General features: G+C 63.8%; 20 protein-coding genes and 1 riboswitch. Of the genes, 9 read left to right on the top strand and 11 right to left on the bottom strand.

All coding sequences use genetic code 11. The features are described 5' to 3' along the window. A partial coding sequence (locus DUPY_RS20645; RefSeq protein WP_229255448.1) for an ROK family transcriptional regulator occupies window positions 1-1,112 on the bottom strand: 1,112 nt, incomplete at its 3' end. A 134-nt stretch (window positions 1,113-1,246) separates the two neighbouring features. Here DUPY_RS20645 and DUPY_RS20640 point away from each other — a divergent pair. Next, window positions 1,247-1,513: a SemiSWEET transporter gene (locus DUPY_RS20640; RefSeq protein WP_070250686.1), complete on the top strand. Its 267-nt coding sequence runs from the start codon at window positions 1,247-1,249 to the stop codon at window positions 1,511-1,513. Window positions 1,514-1,733: 220 nt separating this feature from the next. On the opposite strand, the gene DUPY_RS20635 is transcribed toward DUPY_RS20640, so the two are convergent. From DUPY_RS20635 to pilV, 8 genes are all read right to left on the bottom strand, one after another. Beyond that, the gene (locus DUPY_RS20635) at window positions 1,734-2,372 is read right to left on the bottom strand and encodes a riboflavin synthase (RefSeq protein WP_070250683.1); all 639 of its coding nucleotides are present in this window, start codon (window positions 2,370-2,372) and stop codon (window positions 1,734-1,736) included. Window positions 2,373-2,380: 8 nt separating this feature from the next. Beyond that, on the bottom strand, window positions 2,381-3,490 hold the full coding sequence (gene ribD, locus DUPY_RS20630) for a bifunctional diaminohydroxyphosphoribosylaminopyrimidine deaminase/5-amino-6-(5-phosphoribosylamino)uracil reductase RibD (RefSeq protein WP_070250681.1): 1,110 nt from the start codon (window positions 3,488-3,490) through the stop codon (window positions 2,381-2,383). A gap of 7 nt (window positions 3,491-3,497) precedes the next feature. Beyond that, window positions 3,498-4,133 (bottom strand): GspH/FimT family pseudopilin, encoded by a 636-nt coding sequence (locus DUPY_RS20625; protein ID WP_307188202.1) that lies wholly within the window; start codon window positions 4,131-4,133, stop codon window positions 3,498-3,500. A gap of 38 nt (window positions 4,134-4,171) precedes the next feature. Next, window positions 4,172-4,627, bottom strand: a complete 456-nt coding sequence (locus DUPY_RS20620; protein ID WP_070250678.1) for a type IV pilin protein — start codon at window positions 4,625-4,627, stop codon at window positions 4,172-4,174. Further along, a complete protein-coding gene (locus tag DUPY_RS20615; protein ID WP_229255447.1) occupies window positions 4,624-6,909 on the bottom strand; it encodes a pilus assembly protein in 2,286 nt (761 codons plus the stop codon). The genes DUPY_RS20620 and DUPY_RS20615 overlap by 4 nt, the downstream gene beginning before the upstream one ends. Before the next feature lie 9 nt (window positions 6,910-6,918). Next, window positions 6,919-7,422, bottom strand: coding sequence for a pilus assembly PilX family protein (locus DUPY_RS20610; RefSeq protein WP_229255446.1), 504 nt, complete (start codon window positions 7,420-7,422; stop codon window positions 6,919-6,921). Between the two features lie 4 nt (window positions 7,423-7,426). After that, window positions 7,427-8,377: a PilW family protein gene (locus tag DUPY_RS20605; protein WP_229255445.1), complete on the bottom strand. Its 951-nt coding sequence runs from the start codon at window positions 8,375-8,377 to the stop codon at window positions 7,427-7,429. 83 nt (window positions 8,378-8,460) lie between these two features. After that, window positions 8,461-9,048, bottom strand: coding sequence for a type IV pilus modification protein PilV (pilV, locus tag DUPY_RS20600; RefSeq protein WP_070250667.1), 588 nt, complete (start codon window positions 9,046-9,048; stop codon window positions 8,461-8,463). Window positions 9,049-9,237: 189 nt separating this feature from the next. On the opposite strand from pilV, the gene DUPY_RS20595 reads away from it, so the two are divergent. Next, a complete protein-coding gene (locus DUPY_RS20595; protein WP_070250657.1) occupies window positions 9,238-9,954 on the top strand; it encodes a glycine-rich domain-containing protein in 717 nt (238 codons plus the stop codon). Between the two features lie 16 nt (window positions 9,955-9,970). Here the strand turns inward: DUPY_RS20595 and nrdR are convergent, their stop codons facing one another. Then, a complete protein-coding gene (gene nrdR / locus DUPY_RS20590; protein WP_070250655.1) occupies window positions 9,971-10,441 on the bottom strand; it encodes a transcriptional regulator NrdR in 471 nt (156 codons plus the stop codon). A gap of 57 nt (window positions 10,442-10,498) precedes the next feature. Beyond that, window positions 10,499-11,746, bottom strand: coding sequence for a serine hydroxymethyltransferase (gene glyA / locus DUPY_RS20585; protein ID WP_070250652.1), 1,248 nt, complete (start codon window positions 11,744-11,746; stop codon window positions 10,499-10,501). A 95-nt stretch (window positions 11,747-11,841) separates the two neighbouring features. Next, window positions 11,842-11,965: riboswitch (ZMP/ZTP riboswitch) on the bottom strand. A gap of 236 nt (window positions 11,966-12,201) precedes the next feature. On the opposite strand from glyA, the gene DUPY_RS20580 reads away from it, so the two are divergent. The 7 genes from DUPY_RS20580 to pal all read left to right on the top strand — a co-directional run bounded on the left by DUPY_RS20580 (window position 12,202) and on the right by pal (window position 17,513). Then, a complete protein-coding gene (locus DUPY_RS20580; RefSeq protein WP_070250651.1) occupies window positions 12,202-12,951 on the top strand; it encodes an SDR family oxidoreductase in 750 nt (249 codons plus the stop codon). A 133-nt stretch (window positions 12,952-13,084) separates the two neighbouring features. Next, a complete protein-coding gene (ybgC, locus tag DUPY_RS20575; protein WP_070250650.1) occupies window positions 13,085-13,498 on the top strand; it encodes a tol-pal system-associated acyl-CoA thioesterase in 414 nt (137 codons plus the stop codon). A gap of 15 nt (window positions 13,499-13,513) precedes the next feature. Further along, entirely contained in the window at window positions 13,514-14,206 is a 693-nt protein-coding gene (tolQ, locus tag DUPY_RS20570; RefSeq protein WP_070250648.1) for a protein TolQ, read from the top strand. Window positions 14,207-14,236: 30 nt separating this feature from the next. Beyond that, window positions 14,237-14,674 (top strand): ExbD/TolR family protein, encoded by a 438-nt coding sequence (locus DUPY_RS20565; RefSeq protein ID WP_070250646.1) that lies wholly within the window; start codon window positions 14,237-14,239, stop codon window positions 14,672-14,674. 13 nt (window positions 14,675-14,687) lie between these two features. Beyond that, the gene (gene tolA / locus DUPY_RS20560) at window positions 14,688-15,671 is read left to right on the top strand and encodes a cell envelope integrity protein TolA (protein WP_070250644.1); all 984 of its coding nucleotides are present in this window, start codon (window positions 14,688-14,690) and stop codon (window positions 15,669-15,671) included. Further along, the gene (gene tolB / locus DUPY_RS20555) at window positions 15,671-16,945 is read left to right on the top strand and encodes a Tol-Pal system beta propeller repeat protein TolB (protein ID WP_070250642.1); all 1,275 of its coding nucleotides are present in this window, start codon (window positions 15,671-15,673) and stop codon (window positions 16,943-16,945) included. Before tolA ends, tolB begins: the two co-directional genes overlap by 1 nt. 34 nt (window positions 16,946-16,979) lie before the next feature. Then, the gene (pal, locus tag DUPY_RS20550; protein ID WP_070250640.1) at window positions 16,980-17,513 is read left to right on the top strand and encodes a peptidoglycan-associated lipoprotein Pal; all 534 of its coding nucleotides are present in this window, start codon (window positions 16,980-16,982) and stop codon (window positions 17,511-17,513) included. Window positions 17,514-17,545: the final 32 nt, after the last annotated feature.

Genomic DNA, 17,545 nt, shown 5'->3' with positions numbered 1-17,545 from the left:
CACGCCAGCGCTGGCGGGCGGTTGGCGCCGGACCAGTCGTAGCGCGTCAGCGCTATTTCCACGCGAGAAAGCAGCAGCGCCAGCAAGCCGCGCCCGATCTTGCCATCGACAATCACCGCGTCCAGGTCGACCACGCAGGCGGCGCTGCAGATCGCGTACGCCAGCGCATCGGCCGCCTGCCCGGCCCAAACGTGCGTGAGGTCGCGCCAAGGGGCATCGAGTGCGCGCGCGTCGCGCGCGGCTGCCGCTTCCAGGCCAGCCTCGGCATAACGCTGTTCGAGCATCGCCAGCGAAGCCACGCTAAGCAACTGCGCCGGCGGCGCGCCGGGTCCACGCTGCTCGGCGTTCTCAACGTGTGCGCCGTGCTCGTGTGACCGGCCTGATGCGCTTGGTTCAGGTGGTACGCCCATCGCTGGCGGCAGCGGCATGGAACCAAGCGCGCCGGCGTTGCCGTTGGCGCCACGGTGCGGTCGGCCGCCCAGCACGAGACTGCCACCGGCCAGTGCATCGAGATACACGTACAGGTAATCGGGCACGCCCCGCCCGCGCCCGGCCAGCAACTCCGCCACGCAAGCGGCCGCAGTATCCTTGGCAAAGGTAACCGGCAGCGTAGTCATTGCCTGCAAGCGGGTGCGAAGTTCGATCTCGGCCCACTGCCGCGCCTGCTCTGGCGCTTGGCCCAGCAATCGGTGCCAGGTGCCCAGCGCCAGCGGCGCGGCCACCCCGATGCCGCACAGACGCGCTGCGCCATCCGCGCCAAGCCGGGCGACAATGGCGCCGATTTGTTCGCCGATGGCGGCGAACACGGCGTCCACTACCGGATGCGGATAGGCCACCTCCACGCGGAAACGCGGCTGGCCGGTCAAGTCGAGCAGCATTATTTCCAGGCTGCGGCGGCCGATATGGACGCCGATTGCATAGGCCCCATCGGGGTTGAGCGCGATCGGCTGCGATGGCTGCCCCACCCTGCCACGCACCGCACCTAGCTTGCGCACCAGCTGCTCGTCCAGCAGGCGGTTGATGATGACCGACGCGCTCTGCGTGCTCAATTCGGTCGCACGCGCCAGGTCGGCCTTGGCCATACTGCCCCGGCGGCGAACATGGTGCAGCATGAGGCGCTCGTTGGGACTTAACGCGCGTAAAAACGATGACATGGGATAGCGAACTAGGTGGTGGGGAAATGTGTAGTATAGTTTCCTTTTATTTAATAAATCAAGTTGACTTATCAATCAACAAGGACAACCCCATGCGCTTCGATGCCACCCTGCTCGGCCTGATCGCCGCTTTCTGCACCACAGTCGCCTTTATCCCCCAGGTATTGCTGATCTGGCGTCGCAAGTCTGCTGCCGGGGTTTCCACCGGCATGTACTGCGTGTTCTGCTTCGGCGTACTGCTGTGGCTGATCTACGGCGTGATCATCGAGGCTTGGCCCATCGCCATCAACAACGGCATCACACTAGTGTTGGCGTGCTCCGTGCTGGTGATGAAATGGGCTTACCGGAACAATCCCTGAACATGCAGTTTGTTCCCCGCTCCAGCATGTGGACAAGCACATCTGGAAAGTGATCGGCGCCCACGACTTCAACCATGTCGATACGCACGGCGTCAACCGCTTTGAGCGCTGGCACTACGGCGCCGACCCGGCCGTCGTCAAGGAAGCGCTCACGCTGATCTGGCCACAACTGCGCGAACAGGCCCGTCAAGCAGGCTTGGGCAGCGTCTGGCATGTCTGCTTACAGCTTGCCGGCAGCGCCTACCGACACCATGCGCTCCACGTAGCGCGCAATCAGGTCAATCTCCAGGTTGACCTGCACGCCCACCACCAGGTGCTTGAGGGTGGTCATGGCTATGGTGTGCGGGATCAGGTTGATCGAGAACTGGCACACCAGGTCGGCGCCGGCGCCGATATCAGTGACGCGGTTGACGGTCAGCGAGACGCCGTTGACCACGATCGAGCCCTTGAAAGCCAGGAACTTGGCCAGGTCATGCGGCGCTTCGATCACCAGTTCCCACGACTCGCCCACCGGTTCGAACTTGCGCACCACGCCCAGGCCATCGACGTGACCAGATACCAGGTGGCCGCCCAGGCGCTCGCTCAGGGTCAGCGCCTTTTCCAGGTTGACTTCGGTCAGCGTGTCGAGGCCAACGGTGCAATTGAGGCTTTCGCGCGAGACATCGACGCGGAAGCTGGACTCGTCCTTTTCCACCACGGTCATGCAGGCGCCGTTGATGGCGATCGAGTCGCCCAGCGCAACGTCGGCCAGCGGCAGGCCGCCAGCGTGGATGTCCAGGCGCACGCCTGCAAACGAGCCGCCTTCGAGCGGGGTGACCGAGGCGATTTTGCCGACTGCGGCAACGATTCCAGTAAACATAGTGGTTCTCAGGTAGGAGTGGAGGAGTGAATAAAGCGGGCCAGCAGCCGTACATCGGCGCCGATCTGCTTTACTTCGTGGAATTTCAACGACTTTTTTTGCGACAGGTGCGTGAGCGCCGGCAGCGCAAACATGCCTTGCGCATCGCCCAGCAACAGCGGCGCCAGGTACACCAGCAACTCGTCGACGCAACCTTCGCGGATCAGCGAGCCATTGAGCTTGCTGCCGGCTTCGACATGCAATTCATTGATCTGGCGCCGGCCCAGTTCGCGCATCAGCTCGGGCAAATCGACCTTGCCCGAGGCATTGGGCAGCAGGATCACTTCGTTGCCCAGCGCGCGCAAGGCGGCGCCTTTTTCCGCATCGCGCACGGCGGCAACGATCCAGGTACCGCCTCCCTGCAATATCTTGGCGGACGGGTCGATTTCAAGGCGGCTGTCGATGACGATGCGGATCGGCTGGGGCGGCGTGTCGATGCCGCGCACGTTCAGTTGCGGGTCGTCGGCCTTGACGGTGCCGATGCCGGTGAGGATGGCACACGCGCGCGCGCGCCACGCATGGCCGTCGGCGCGGGCGCGTTCGCCGGTAATCCACTGGCTGGCGCCGTTGTGCAGCGCGGTCATGCCGTCCAGGCTGGCGGCGGTTTTCATGCGCACCCACGGCAGGCCGCGCGTCATGCGCGAGAAAAAGCCGATATTCAATTCATAAGCCTGCTCGGCCAGCAAGCCGCTGCTCACGGCGATGCCCGCTGCGGCCAGCCTGGCCATGCCCTGCCCGGCCACCAGGGGATTGGGGTCTTCCATGGCGGCCACCACGCGGCCGACGCCGGCGCGCACCAGTGCATCGGCACAGGGCGGCGTGCGGCCGTGGTGGCTGCACGGCTCGAGCGTGACATACGCCGTGGCGCCGCGCACGTCATGGCCGCGCGCTTGGGCGTCTTTCAATGCCTGGATTTCCGCGTGGTCGCCGCCCACCTGCTGGGTGACACCGGCGCCGATCACGGCGCCATCGCGCACGATCACGCAGCCGATGTGCGGATTGGGCGACGTGGTGTACATGCCGCGCTCGGCCCAGGCCAGGGCCAGGGTCATGCCCTCGGTATCGTTATGGATTCTCACTCTGTCCTTAATCTGACGTGCCCGTGCAGGCAGTCTCTACGGCCGGATCGCACACGCGCAGCCGACCCAGCATATTGATCTTGATATTGCGGGCGTTATCGCCCAGCGCCAGCGACAGCGTGCCCCAGCGGGCGGCCAGGCTGTTACTCGCGCTGCAACTGCGTCCTGCGCCATTATAAGCAACGAAGCTCGGCGGCGCTTTGGAAGAGAAGGAAACGCTTACTCGTAACCCGGCGGGCAGCGGGCCGCGCTGGAAGACGGTGGTCTCTTCGAGGTCGGGCCGGCGATTGCCATTGGCATCGACAAACACGATCCAGCCGCCGCGCCAGTCGACGCCGCCAGGGTCGAGCGGCGCCAGCATGACGATTCTTCCGCGCGCGATGGCCTGCGAGCGCGTGAGGTCGATGGCGGCCACCAGGTCGGTGACGGCGGCGCGCAGCCGCTGGCGCTGTAACATCTGCTGGTAAGCGGGCGCGGCCGTACCGAGCAGGATGCCGGCCAGGGCCAGCCCGACCAGCAGTTCGACCAGTGTGACGCCGGTAGCTGCAGACCTGGGCGGCTTGGCGCCGGATTGGCGCGGCGTCCCCTTGGTATGCCTGATTCGCTCGGTGCGCAGCGTGTGAGCGGCAGGGGTCGTGTCCATGGTTTTCCTGGTCGTTTTCCTGGTCGTTTCCCTGGCAACTAACGCCAGCAATTTTCTTGCGGGCCTGCAGCCTGGCGCAGTCCGCTGCTGCTCAAGACCAGCTGGCCGCAGTCAGCGTCGCGGAAGCGCGCATCCACGCGCCGCGTACCGGGCGTGGCGACCAGTTGCACACAAATATCGAGTGTGTAGCCGTCGCACGCCTTGCCCTCGATCTCGTAGCCGCTGGCCGGCGCCGTGGCGCCGCTCCACCACTGGAACTGGCGTTGCTCGGCATCGTCGCCCTTGGCCTCGGCGCCAAAAGCGAGATAGCTGCCGTGCTGGGTGAAATACCGCTCCTGCTGCAACATCAGGCGCTGCATGGTCGCTTGCGCCTCGTAGCGGCGGGTGCGCACCAGGTGGTCGTTCCACGCCGGCGCGGCAACCGCCGCCAGTACCATGGCAATCATGCACACGACCAGCAGTTCGATCACGGAAAATCCGCGCGGCGCGTTCATTGCGATTCCAGTTGCGGCGGTTTCGCCTGCTGCGCCCGCTGCGCGTGGTGCAACTGGTACAACTGGTGCAACTGGCGCCAGTTGGCGACCTCGCGCCAGCTGAGGCGACCGGCGCGCTTGCTGGTGTGAACCGTGCCCAGGGCCGGTTCGCCCTGCGGTCCCGGTATGCCAATGGCGAAGTCCTGCGCCAGGTTGATACGGCCGGTCGGCTCTGCCGGCGCGGTGGGGGTGATCGATGCTATCGGCAGCAACAGCGGCCGGGGCACGTAGCGCGTCGTGCGTTCGGCCACGATGGGACGCGGCGCTTCCGGCGTTGGCGGCAGCCTGGCGGTAACGCTCTGGCCTGCTGCCAGGCCGGTCAGAGCGTTGAGCACATAGGTGCGGCCGTGGGCAGGCGCGCAGGCTGCGCCGGGACTGGGCGGCGTGACCGGATTGCCCGGTGCCGTCGGCGTGGATGGTTGGCCCGGCTGGCCCGGCTGAGCGGGTTGCAAGACCCCTGGGGCCGGCAGCATGGTATTGAAGGCCAGCACACCGTTCACCAGGACACCGCTGTCGAGGCTGCGCTCGCCCGTGGTGGACGAGGCCAGCAAGTCCACGTACCAGCCCATGCTGTCGGGCGTCATCGCTTCGCCTTCGATATCCAGGCGGACGGCGCGCGGGTCGCCGGTCAACGTGCGCCGCGTCAGCTGGCGCCGGCCGGCAACGGCTTCGAGCGGCGTGCGCAGGCTGTCGCGAATGGCGTAATAGCTTTGCGGCGCGAACCGGGTGGCATCGCGGTCGGCTTGCTCGATCAGTTGGCCGGTGCCGAACAGCAGCAGGTAGCCCCCACCGTTGGCGTAAGCCACCTGCGGCTGCTGCGCAATGGGCTGGCGCCGGCCGCTGGCATCGCGTGCAATAAACAATGGCGACTGCGATGGGCTGTTGGCGCGCGGCCCAGATTGGTCAAATTGGCCGGACAGCGCACCATCGCCCAGGTCGAAGCGCCACAGATGGCCTTGCAGGTCACCGGCATAGGCGTAGCGGATGGCGCCTTCGCGGTCGGCGACCAGCACCGGCGCGTGCAGGGCGTTGGGCAAGGCGGCGTCCGCGATCGACGTGCGCAAGCGGTAGTAATTGTCGTTGATCCGCCAGGGCGCGTGGCGCGGCTTGTCGAGCGCCAGCAGGAACAAGGCGCCGTCGCCGGACGGACTGGCGTGGCCATCGGCAGCGTAGTTGTTCACGCCGCTGGCCACGACCGCAAAGTAGCGATAGACCGGCGCGCCGCCGTGCACGCCCACGCGCAGCTTGGCCAGTTGCGGCGTGCTGGTGACGTTGCCGATGTGGGGATCGTGGCGGTCGGTAAATTCCCACAGCACGCCGCCCTGTTCGGCAAAGCGCGCGGGGTCGGTCACGTCGAGCGCAAACACGCCTTGCGCACCGCCGCCCATGCCAGAGATCAGCACCGTCCGCTGGCTGCCATTAATGGTCACGTCGCCCGCCTGGGCTGGACCGTCGACATAGGCACGGTGGACATAATCCTTGTCGGCAAGCCAGTGCAAAACACCGAACAGCGCCGCCGGCACGTACGCGAACAGCTCGGCGCCATCGGCAGCGTTGAAGGCGTGCAGCATGCCGTCGTTGGCGCCCAGGTAGAGCATCTCCGGCCGCGCCGGTGCCTGGGATTGTGCAGACTGGCCCACGTACACCGGCGTGCTGTGGACGGAATTGCCCAATACGCTGCCACGCGTACGGAACCGCGTGCCTTCCTCGCTGCGCTCTCCGCGCAACCACGCCAGGCGCTGCGGGCCGCTGCCGTCGCCATCTGGATCGAGCTGGGCACGCTGCTCGGGCGACAATGCGTCCCAGGCGAACGGCACCATGGCCAGCGTGCCATCGGCCTGGACGATGGCGGTGTGGAGCGCGCGCTGGTCCGGTAGCGGCGATGGTGCGCGGCTGGCGCTGCCGGTGAGCAGCCCACCAGCTTCCCAGGCAGCCTGCTTCGCCTGCGTCAAGCCGTTAGCTCCGGGCGCCATGGCGTAGCGGGTGAAGCTGCCGGACCAGTCGGCAGACTGCATCGCCGCCTGGTACAAGGTGCTGGCCTGGTCGGGCTTCGCTGGAGTGCGCACCAGCGCGGGACCGTCGAGTTGCCCGGTGCCATCAAACCGACACGACGATGCCAGCGGACCGGCGGCGATCGTCAACAGCGGCGGCGCAGACTGCGCGGCGTTGCTCACGCCCCAGCTCATGCACGCCATCACGCACGCCATCAGGCACCAGCGCAGGCCAACCATCCGCGTCCACATATCTCCTCCTCATTTCGGTATGAATACACTCTGCAACACCACTTCCACGCCCGGCCTGGGGCCGAAGCCGATCGCCGTCACGCGGTAGCAACTCTGCGGATCGGCGGCGTCGGTGCCGGGTTGGTGGCATTCGAGCCGTTCGATCACGTAGCGCGGCTTTTTGAATGGCAAAAAGCCCATGCCGGTGATCATCGCAGCGCCCGTGGCCGCGCCGTATTCGGCCGTGCAGGCGCCGCCGTCATCACCGCCCAGGTCGGCGCGTTGCCAGGCCGGATCGACGCCGCAGCTGCCCTGCGCCACCATGGCGCTGCCGTTGTCGATCGCCCGCTCTGCATCTGCCAAGGCATCCTCCGCCGCCTGGAAGGCGATCTCGCGGTCGCGCTCACCGCGCACAGCCTGCTCGCCCTGCAAACCCAGGCGTGCCGCCGACGCGCCCAGCAGCATGACCAGCAACATCATGACCAGGCACACCACCACCGTTACTCCGCTTTGCGCGCGCATGACCGTGGCCATGGCATCACCCGCTCTTGTTGCGCAGCGCGACCGTCAGCTGCACTAGCCGCCGGGCCCGCCATCGGTCCGCCTCCGGGATCTGCGTTTCCATGATGCGCGTGCCCTGGTCCTGGCTGTGACCATCGGCATACGCCGGCCCGAACAGGTCGAATTGCATGGCGCGCGTGTCGCTGCGGGTATTGCCGTCGCCATGCAGCAGCAGGGCCAGCTTGACGGTGCACACGCGCTTCCAGTGGCTGCGCCGCTGCAAGTCGTGCTGTTGTGCTGCGGGCGTGGCGCCCACGGGCACTAGCGTGGCGTCCAGCGCGCGGATGGCAGTGGCGTTCAGGTAGCGGTTCGGTACGCCATCGGCCGACTGGTCGGTGTCCAGGCCGTACAGCACCTGGAACGACTCGACCCCGCGCACGATGGCGTCCGCACCCCAGTTGCCGTTGCCGAGGTATTTGCAGCGCAATTCGCCGTAACCGCCCTCGCCGGGCGCCACGTAGAAAATGCTCCAGCCGAGCGCGTCGTCATCAACGGGCGCGGCCACGCCGAAACCGCCGCAGTTGACGCTCGACCCGTCACCGCTGGCCCCCTGGCCGTGGCCGGCAAAACGCACGGCCAGCACATCGCTGCCATTGGCGACAGCGGGCAGCGGCGTGGCGATGCCGACGCTAGCCTTGCCGAGGCTGTGCGCGTCCCAGCCGCCGATGGCGGCCGGGGCATCGGCGGCGAGGGAGACAGGTGCAGCGGTGCTGTTCCAGTTGACGTAGGCGCCCTGGCGAATGGCCTGCGCCATGATGTCCAGCGCGTAGCGGCCGCCATCGTCGAGCCAGGCGCTTTCCGCGTGGTGGCGATAATTGCTGGCCGATGCCAGCAGCAGGCTGCCGGCCAACAACGTCAACATCAAGCCCAGGCCGGCAGCAACCAGCAACTCGACCAGGCTCCAGCCCTGCTGGCGCATGTGGCTCATGCACGTGCTCCGATACCGGCCCTGCCGGCGCGCGGGCTTCGTGACCGTGCTCCGATACCGGCCCTGCTGGCGCACGGGCTTCATCACAGTGCTCCGACCGGCAGTGCTCCGACCGGCAGCGCCACGCCGGGTACAGGCTGGCCGGCGCTATCGACTTGCGGCGTGCCGTCCGCACGCTTGCCGCGCCAGCCCACCTTGATCACCAGCGGGGCGGAACTCCCGCCGCTGCAGGGCCACAGCAAGGTGCCGCCACTCCACAGGCCGGCATCGCGGCAGATCACCACCCGGCCGCTGGGTAGTTGCGTGCGCAGCGCGATCTTGATTTCGTAGAGATCGAACCACGCCAGTTGGGTTGCATCGCAGGTGTCGGCATAGCACAGCATGGCCGGCGGCACTGGCGGTGGATGGTCGAGCACGTCGTAGTCGAGGGAGAGATAGGGATTGGCGCCATCGGGCAATTGCAGCTGCGACCGGTTGGCGCGCAGGCGCTCGGCCACGCCGGTGGCCAGCATGGACGCCTGCGCCAGCAAGCTGCTCTGGTGCCGCGCGCGCATGGCCGCCAGCTGCATCGACACGCCACCGACGATGCCCACCGCCAGCACGAATACGGCGATCAGCACCTCGAGCAAGGTAAAGCCACCAACCGACCACAACTTTATGCGCGCGTGCATCGCACACCTCCGCTAACGGGACAGTACTCGACGTTAGCAGTGGTTTATGGCTGAGATCTGCGATGGATCAAGCGTGCGCTGGTGGCCGGCCGGTTGACAACAGCTGGCGGACACGACAATTCCATGTGAGTCGCTTGCATTCGATTAACTTTTAAGCAATCATGCGCCATCACTTCACGGGGGCCGTGCATGAGCTTTTTCCTTATCGTCGCCATCATTTTCCTTGCGTGTGGTGCCGGCACGGTCTGGCAACGCCAGCGACGCACCCGGCGCGAGGCCCACATCCGTACCTTTTTACTGCCCGATGGCTTGTTCGAGGCGCTGCGCGTGCATCATCCGCAGCTGACTCCGAAAGATTGCCACCTGGTGGCGCAGGGCTTGCGCCAGTTCTTCCTGGTGCACCTTAAAAGTCGCAGGCAATTTGTTTCGATGCCGTCGCAGGTCGTTGACGACTTGTGGCACGAATTCATCCTGTACACCCGCGCTTACGAGAAGTTTTGCCACAAGGCTTTTGGCGGCCTCCTGCACCACACCCCGGCCATCGCGCTCGACCAGCGCCATCGGGGCAACGACGGCATCCGGCGCAGCTGGCGTCTCGCGTGTGCCGAGGAAAATATCGACCCACGCAATCCATCACGGCTGCCGCTGCTGTTTGCGCTCGACAGCAAACTGGCGATCCCGAACGGCTTCGTGTACGTGCCCGACTGCGACAGCGTCGCGCGCAAGGGCGGGCAAGGCGGTGCTGGCGGAGGCGATACCTATTGCGGCGCCCACCTGGGCGGCAGCGATTCTGGCGGCACCAGCGGGGCCAGCAACGGCAGCGACGGCATCGGGGACAGCAGCGGTGACAGCGACAGCGGTGGGGGTTGCGGCGGCGGCGGTTGCGGCGGCGGCGGCGGCGACTGAGAGACTCCGGGTCCGCTCAGTCCTTGCGCGGCTTGCTTTCCCCGCCCACTTCGGCAATCGCATTCTGGAACTCGGCCAGGTCTTCGAAGTTTTTATAGACGGACGCAAAGCGGATGTAGGCCACGGTATCGAGGCGCTGCAATTCCTGCATGACCAGTTCGCCGATGTAGCCGGTGTCGACTTCGCGCAGGCCGCTGGTGAGCAGTTTTTCCTTGATGGACGAGACCGCCGCATCGACGGCAGGCGCCGCCACGGGGCGCTTGCGCAAGGCCAGCGACAGGCTGCCGCGCAACTTGTCCGACGAGTATTCGGTGCGGCTGCCGTTCTTCTTGACCACGGCCGGCATCACCAGCTCGATGCGCTCGTACGTGGTAAATCGTTTATCACATTTCGTGCAGCGACGGCGACGGCGAATGGCGTCCCCCTCCTCCGATACACGCGTATCGAGAACCTGGGTATCGTCATGCTGGCAAAACGGACATTTCATATGAGCCACTGAATGGTGTAACGGCGCGCCGGGGGTAACCGCCGGCGCGCCAGGGAATTACTTGGCGTAGACCGGGTACTTGTCGGCCAACACTTTAACAGCAGCTTTGACGCGCTCGATGGTGGCGGCGTCGTGCGGATTGTCCAGCACGTCGGCGATCAGGTTGCCCACTTCTTCCGCTTCGGCTTCCTTGAAACCACGGGTGGTCATCGCTGGCGAACCGAGGCGAATGCCGGACGTCACGAACGGCTTTTGCGGGTCGTTCGGGATGCCGTTCTTGTTGGTGGTGATGTGGGCGGTGCCCAGGATCGCTTCGGCTTCCTTGCCGGTCAGGTTCTTCGGACGCAGGTCCACCAGCATCACGTGCGACTCGGTACCGCCGGAAACGATACGCAGGCCGCGCTTGATCAGGGTCTTGGCCAGCACGTCGGCGTTGATCACCACTTGTTGCTGATAGGCCTTGAATTCAGGCGTCAGCGCTTCCTTGAAGGCGACGGCCTTGCCTGCAATCACGTGCATCAGCGGACCACCCTGGATGCCCGGGAAGATGGCCGAGTTGATGATTTTCTCGTGCTCGGCCTTCATCAGGATGATGCCGCCGCGCGGACCGCGCAGCGATTTGTGCGTGGTCGAGGTGACGAAGTCGGCATGCGGCACCGGGTTCGGGTACAGGCCGGCGGCGATCAGGCCGGCGTAGTGGGCCATGTCGACCATGAAGTAAGCGCCCACTGCCTTGGCAACGGCTGCGAAACGCTCGAAGTCGATCTTTTTCGAGAACGCCGAGGCGCCGGCGATGATCAGCTTTGGCTTGTGTTCCTTGGCCAGCGCTTCCATGGCTTCGTAGTCGATGTCCTCTTCGGCCGTCAGGCCGTACGACACCACGTTGAACCATTTGCCGGACATATTGAGTGGCATGCCGTGGGTCAGGTGGCCGCCTTCGGCCAGCGACATGCCCATGATGGTGTCACCCGGTTTGAGGACGGCAAAGAACACGCCCTGGTTCGCCTGCGAGCCGGAGTTGGGCTGCACGTTGGCCGCTTCCGCGCCGAACAGCTGCTTGACGCGGTCGATCGCCAGTTGCTCGACGACGTCCACGTATTCGCAGCCACCGTAGTAGCGCTTGCCTGGATAGCCTTCGGCGTACTTATTGGTCAGCTGCGAGCCCTGCGCTTCCATGACGGCTGGCGAGGTGTAGTTCTCGGAAGCGATCAGTTCGATGTGGTCGTGCTGGCGGGTGTTTTCGTTCTGGATGGCGCTGAACAGTTCCGGGTCAACGTTGGCGAGGGTGTGATCTTTTGCGAACATGAAAAACTCCAATAATGAGTGACGTTATTGCTGGCAGGCTGGATCGAATGAGGGAAGCCAAAGCGGACAGGCAGCCTCTTTCGTGCATTCCATCGATGGGCTGCCCAGGCGAACGGCTGTTGAAATCTCACGTTTCCCGATGGATGCCCATCTTTCGCCGCTAAAACAGCGCACCATTTTGGGGCTGATCGCAGCTTTTCGCCAGTTACGTGAGACGTAATGGAACCGGGATTGTAATTTATGCGCCAGATTTGAGCAAATTTGTGGGCGCGTTGTCCTCGCGAACGCGGGGACCCATGCCGAGTTGGCGGTACCACGGGCCTATGGATCCCCGCGTTCGCGAGGATGACGGATCGTCCGCTCGATGGCTGCGGCAGCTTTTTCGCTGTACACCAAGCCACTTTGATCATTTCAGCTACAATTTTGCCACCCTCCCACTCACCCAAGGAATCACCATGATCGTCTTCATCACTGGCGCCTCTGCCGGCTTCGGCGCCGCCATGGCGCGCATCTTCGTGCAAAACGGCCACCAAGTGCTGATCGCCGGCCGCCGCGCCGACCGCTTGCAGGCACTGGCTGCCGAATTGGGCGACGCCGCCCTGCCGGTCGTGCTCGACGTGACCGACCGCGCTTCGATCACCTCCGTGCTCGCTGGTCTGCCCGAAGCCTGGCGCCAGATCGACGTGCTGATCAATAACGCCGGACTGGCCCTGGGCACGACCCCTGCCCAAGAGTCGTCGCTGGAAGACTGGGACACCATGATCGCCACCAACGTCAGCGGCCTGGTCGCCATGACCCGCGCCATCCTGCCCGACATGGTCAAGCGCGGCAGCGGCACCGTCATCAATATCGGCTCGGTGGCGGGCGACACGCCTTATCCGGGCGGCAATGTGTATGGCGCAACCAAGGCGTTCGTCGAGCAGTTCACGCTGAACCTGCGCGCCGACCTGGTGGGTACCGGCGTACGCGCCACCAACCTGGCTCCGGGCCTGTGCGGCGGCACCGAGTTCTCCAACGTGCGCATGAAGGGCAACGACGAGGCCGCAGCCAAGGTGTACGAAGGCACCACGCCGCTCACTGCCGACGATATCGCCAATACCGCGTACTGGATTGCCACCCTGCCCGCGCATATCAATATCAACCGCATCGAGATGATGCCCACGTGCCAGGGGTATGGTCCGCTCAACATCAAGCGCACCTTGTAGGTGCACCTTGGCGGCGCCAAACTTAATTGGCGCTGAATTTAGCGGGGGAAGGACGGAATTGCCCGCACTTCCTTCTACCAGTGCAATAAATTCGCGTAGAATATTGCACAATCTTATATACGGTCAATACAACATGCCAGCACGGTTCGACTGGAATGTCCGGGTCTACTACGAGGACACCGACGCCGGCGGGATTGTCTATTACGCCAATTACCTGAAATTCTTCGAGCGTGCCCGCACCGAATGGTTGCGTCATCTCAATGTGAACCAGCGCGCATTGCAGCAGGAACATGATGTGTTGTTCGTCGTCAAAAGCGTCACCTCGGAGTATCATGCGCCTGCAAAGCTTGACGACGTAATAAAATTAACCCTTGTTATACAAAAATTAGGCCGTGCATCGGTTGCTTTCCAGCAGCAAGCATGGTGCGGCGAGCAATTGCTGAACTCGGCCCAGGTGACCATCGCCTGTGTCGATACGGCCATGCGCTTGCGCGCCATACCGCCTGCCGTGGCCGAAAAAATGCGTCACTACGTAATCTCCGACTGATCAGACTGATAAACAATGAACGTCACCCAAGACCTCTCTTTCATCTCCCTCATCACCAATGCCCACCTGATCGTGCAGTTGATCATGGCGTTGTTGCTCATTATCTCGCTGGTCAGCTGGACGTATATCTTCAGCAAATTGTTCGCGGTGCGTTCCGCCCGACGTCAGACCGTGGACTTCGAAAAAACCTTCTGGGCCGGCGGCAACCTGCACGCGCTGCACCAGAACGCCGGCAAGGACCGCGCCGGCAGCGGCCCGCTGGCCCGCATCTTCGAAGCCGGCATGGGCGAATTCATCAAGAGCAAGGCCGCCTACGCCGCCAGCCGTGAAACCATGGACCACGGCGCCATCCTGGACGGTGCCCGCCGCGCCATGCGCGCCGCCTTCCAGCGCGAAATGGATGTCCTGGAATCGCACCTGGCCTTTTTGGCATCGGTCGGTTCGGTGTCGCCGTACATCGGCCTGCTCGGTACCGTGTGGGGCATCATGAATGCGTTCCGTGGCCTGGCCAATGTGCAGCAGGCAACCTTGGCAGCGGTGGCGCCCGGCATTGCCGAAGCGCTGATCGCTACCGCCATCGGCCTGTTTGCCGCGATTCCTGCGGTGGTCGCGTACAACCGCTTCTCGCACGACATTGATCGCCTGGCGATCCGCTTCGAAAGCTTTGTCGAAGAGTTCTCCAACATCCTGCAACGCCAGTCGCGCTAAGCGCGGGTCATTTCATAAGGCAGAGCAATCATGGGTTCTTCTTTTAACAGCAGCATGCGCGGCGGCCGTGGCCGCAAGCTCAAGTCCGAAATCAACGTGGTGCCGTACATCGACGTGATGCTGTGCCTATTGATCATTTTCATGGTCATGCCATCGGCTAACGATGCGTCGGTGGTGGACTTGCCGCACGCGGAAAAATCGACCAAGCCGCCGAGCGACTACGTGCAGATCGTCATCAAGCCCAACGGCGCGCTGTCGATCGGCGTCAAGGGCAAGGATGCGGATGCGCCGGAAACGGCGCCTAGCCGCGATGCGCTGGTGAAAAAGCTGCGCACCTTGCACGAAGAGCATCCCGACTACCCGGTGCTGATTTCGGGCGACAAGGAAAGCAAATACGACGACGTGATCCAGCTGATCTCGGAAGCGAAGAAAATGGGCATTACCCGCGTGGGTTTGGCCACTCAATAAGAACGTTGAATAGATGAATCCCCCTAGCGCAGGCGGCCCGTACAAGGTGCCGCGACAACACAACGGCTGGCGCGCAACGATACTTGCCGTATCGGTGCACGCGGTGCTGTTGCTGTTCCTGTGGGTGGGCGTGAGCTGGCAGAACACCGAACCGACCGAAGTCCAGGCAGAAATCTGGGACATGACGGTGCAGGACGCCGCCCCCGCCGCCCCGCCGGAGCCCCAACCAGAACCCGATCCCGAGCCGGCGCCCGAGCCGGAACCGGTGCCGCCGCCCGTGGTCAAAACACCACCGCCACCGCCGGTGGAAGTGCCCCCTGCGCCCAAGGCGCCGGACATCGCGCTCGAGCGCCTGAAAGAAAAGAAGAAAAAGCTCGAGGAAGAGAAGAAGATCGCCGAAGCCAAAGAGCTCAAGGAAGCCCAGCTGAAGAAAGAAGCGGACGAGAAGCAAGCCAAGCTCGACGCCAAGAAGAAGCTTGAGCAGAAAAAACTCGCCGAGCAAAAAGCCCGGGAAGAGGAAGAAAAAGAGCAGGAAGAGAAACAAGAGAAAGAAAAGAAACTCGCCGCCGAGCAGGCCAAGAAAAAGGCCGCGGCCGAAAAGGTAGCCAAGGATAAGGCCGACAAGGCAGCGAAAGACAAGGCGTTTGCAGCGGAAATGAGCCGGATTACCGGATCGGCCGCCAAGGGTTCCACCGGCACGGCTGCGCAATCGACCGGCGGCAAGGTCGATGGCGGCTACGCGGCAGCCATCCGCACCAAGGTCAAGAACAACCTGGTCTATGGCGGCACCGACGACAGTCTGACGGCAACCTACAAGATCACCCAGCTGCCGACCGGTGAAATTATCGGCGTGCGCAAGGTCAAGGGCAGCGCCTCGCCTGCTTACGACAGTGCGATTGAGAACGCAATTGCCAAATCGTCACCGCTACCCAAGAAAAAAGATGGTACGGTAGAGCGCGAAATCGAACTCGTCTTCAACATGAAGGAAATGCATTAATGAAAACCAATTTTAAACACGTCATCCTCTACGCTGGCCTCACCATCGCCGCCACCATGGGCAGCGCCCAGGCCCAGATGCGCATTGAAATTACCGGCGCCGGCAGCAACCAGATCCCGGTCGCCGTCGCCGGCTTCGCCAACGAAGGCGTGGCCCCGCACATGGTGTCGGCCATCATCAAGGCCGACCTCGAGCGTAGCGGCGCCTTCAAGATCATAGACGCCGGCGTGATCAGCGATGTCAACAACGTCGACTACAGCGGCTGGAAAGCCAAGGGCGCCGATGCGCTGGTGGTGGGCACCGTCAACGCCATGGCCGACGGCCGCTACGACGTGCGCTATAAACTGTACGACACCGTCAAGCAGTCGCAGATATCCAACCTGGACAAGGCTGTGACCGCCCAGTTCACGCGCCTGTCGGCCCACCTGATTGCCGACGACGTGTTCTTCAAGCTGACCGGCGTGCGCGGGGCGTTTTCCACCCGCATTTCCTACGTCAAGGAGCAAGGCCGCAGCTATACGCTGATGATTGCCGATGCCGACGGCGAAGGCGAACAGCTGGCGCTGCGCTCCAACGAACCGATCATTTCGCCATCGTGGTCGCCGGACGGCACCAAGGTCGCGTACGTATCGTTCGAGCAGAAAAAGCCAGTGGTCTACATCCAGAACCTGGTCACCCGCGCCCGCACCGTGGTCGCCAACGAAAAAGGCAACAACTCGGCGCCTTCGTGGGCGCCGGACGGCAACAAGCTGGCCGTGGCGCTGTCCAAGGATGGCAACTACGAGATCTACACCGTCAACGCCGACGGCAGCAACCTGCGCCGTGTGACCAGCAACGGCGGCATCGATACCGAGCCACAATGGTCGGCCGACGGCCAGAGCATCTACTTCACCAGCGACCGCAGCGGCGGCCCGCAAATTTACCGCATGAGCGCCAGCGGCGGCGACGCCAAGCGCGTGACCTTCTCCGGCACCTACAACACCAGCCCGCGCGTATCGTCCGACGGCAAGACCCTGGCCTATATCTCGCGCCGCGACGGCAACTTCCAGCTGTATGTCCTGGACCTGGGCAGTGGCCAGGAAACCCGCCTGTCCGATACCACCAGCGACGAATCGCCGAGCTTTGCCCCGAACGGCAAGTACATCATGTACGCCACCACGGCAGGCAGCCGCAAATCGCTGGCCGTGGTCTCGGTCGATGGCCGTGTGAAGCAACGCTTGACGACTCAGGCGGGCAACATCAAGGAGCCCACCTGGGGTCCGTTCATGCAGTAAAACAATCAAAATCTAACGTTACTAGGAGAAACTCATGCGTCAAATCAGCAGCTTAGCCCTCGTCCTGACCACGGCAGCGATCCTGTCGGCCTGCTCGTCGACCCCGATCAAGGAAAACACCCCACCACCAGTGGTGGAGCGTCCAGCCACCGGCCAGGCGCCGGCCCAGTCGGATACCCGCACCGTGGCCCCGGTTGAAACCAAGTCGCTCGATCCGCTGGACGATCCGAAAGGCGTGCTGGCCAACCGCAGCGTGTACTTCGACTATGACAGCTACAGCGTGCGCGCCGATGGCCGTCCAGTGGTGGAAAACCACTCGGCTTACCTGTCGAAAAACAAGTCGCGCCAGATCCTGATCCAGGGTAACACCGATGACCGCGGCGGTTCCGAGTACAACCTGGCCCTGGGCTTGAAGCGCGCCGAAGCCGTGCGTAAAGCCATGACCACGTTGGGCGTGTCGGACTCGCAGATCGAAGCGGTCTCGCTGGGCAAGGAAAAGCCAAAAGCTGCCGGTACCGACGAAGCCGCACGCGCTGAAAACCGCCGCGCCGACATCGTTTACAAGTAATTTCGCTTTTGCCTGGTCACAGGCATAATACG

The sequence above is a fragment of the Duganella phyllosphaerae genome (assembly GCF_001758785.1).
Taxonomy (GTDB): Bacteria; Pseudomonadota; Gammaproteobacteria; order Burkholderiales; family Burkholderiaceae_D; genus Rugamonas; species Rugamonas phyllosphaerae.
Note: the sequence above shows the minus strand (reverse complement) of the source record. Positions and strands in the feature narration are given on the sequence as shown.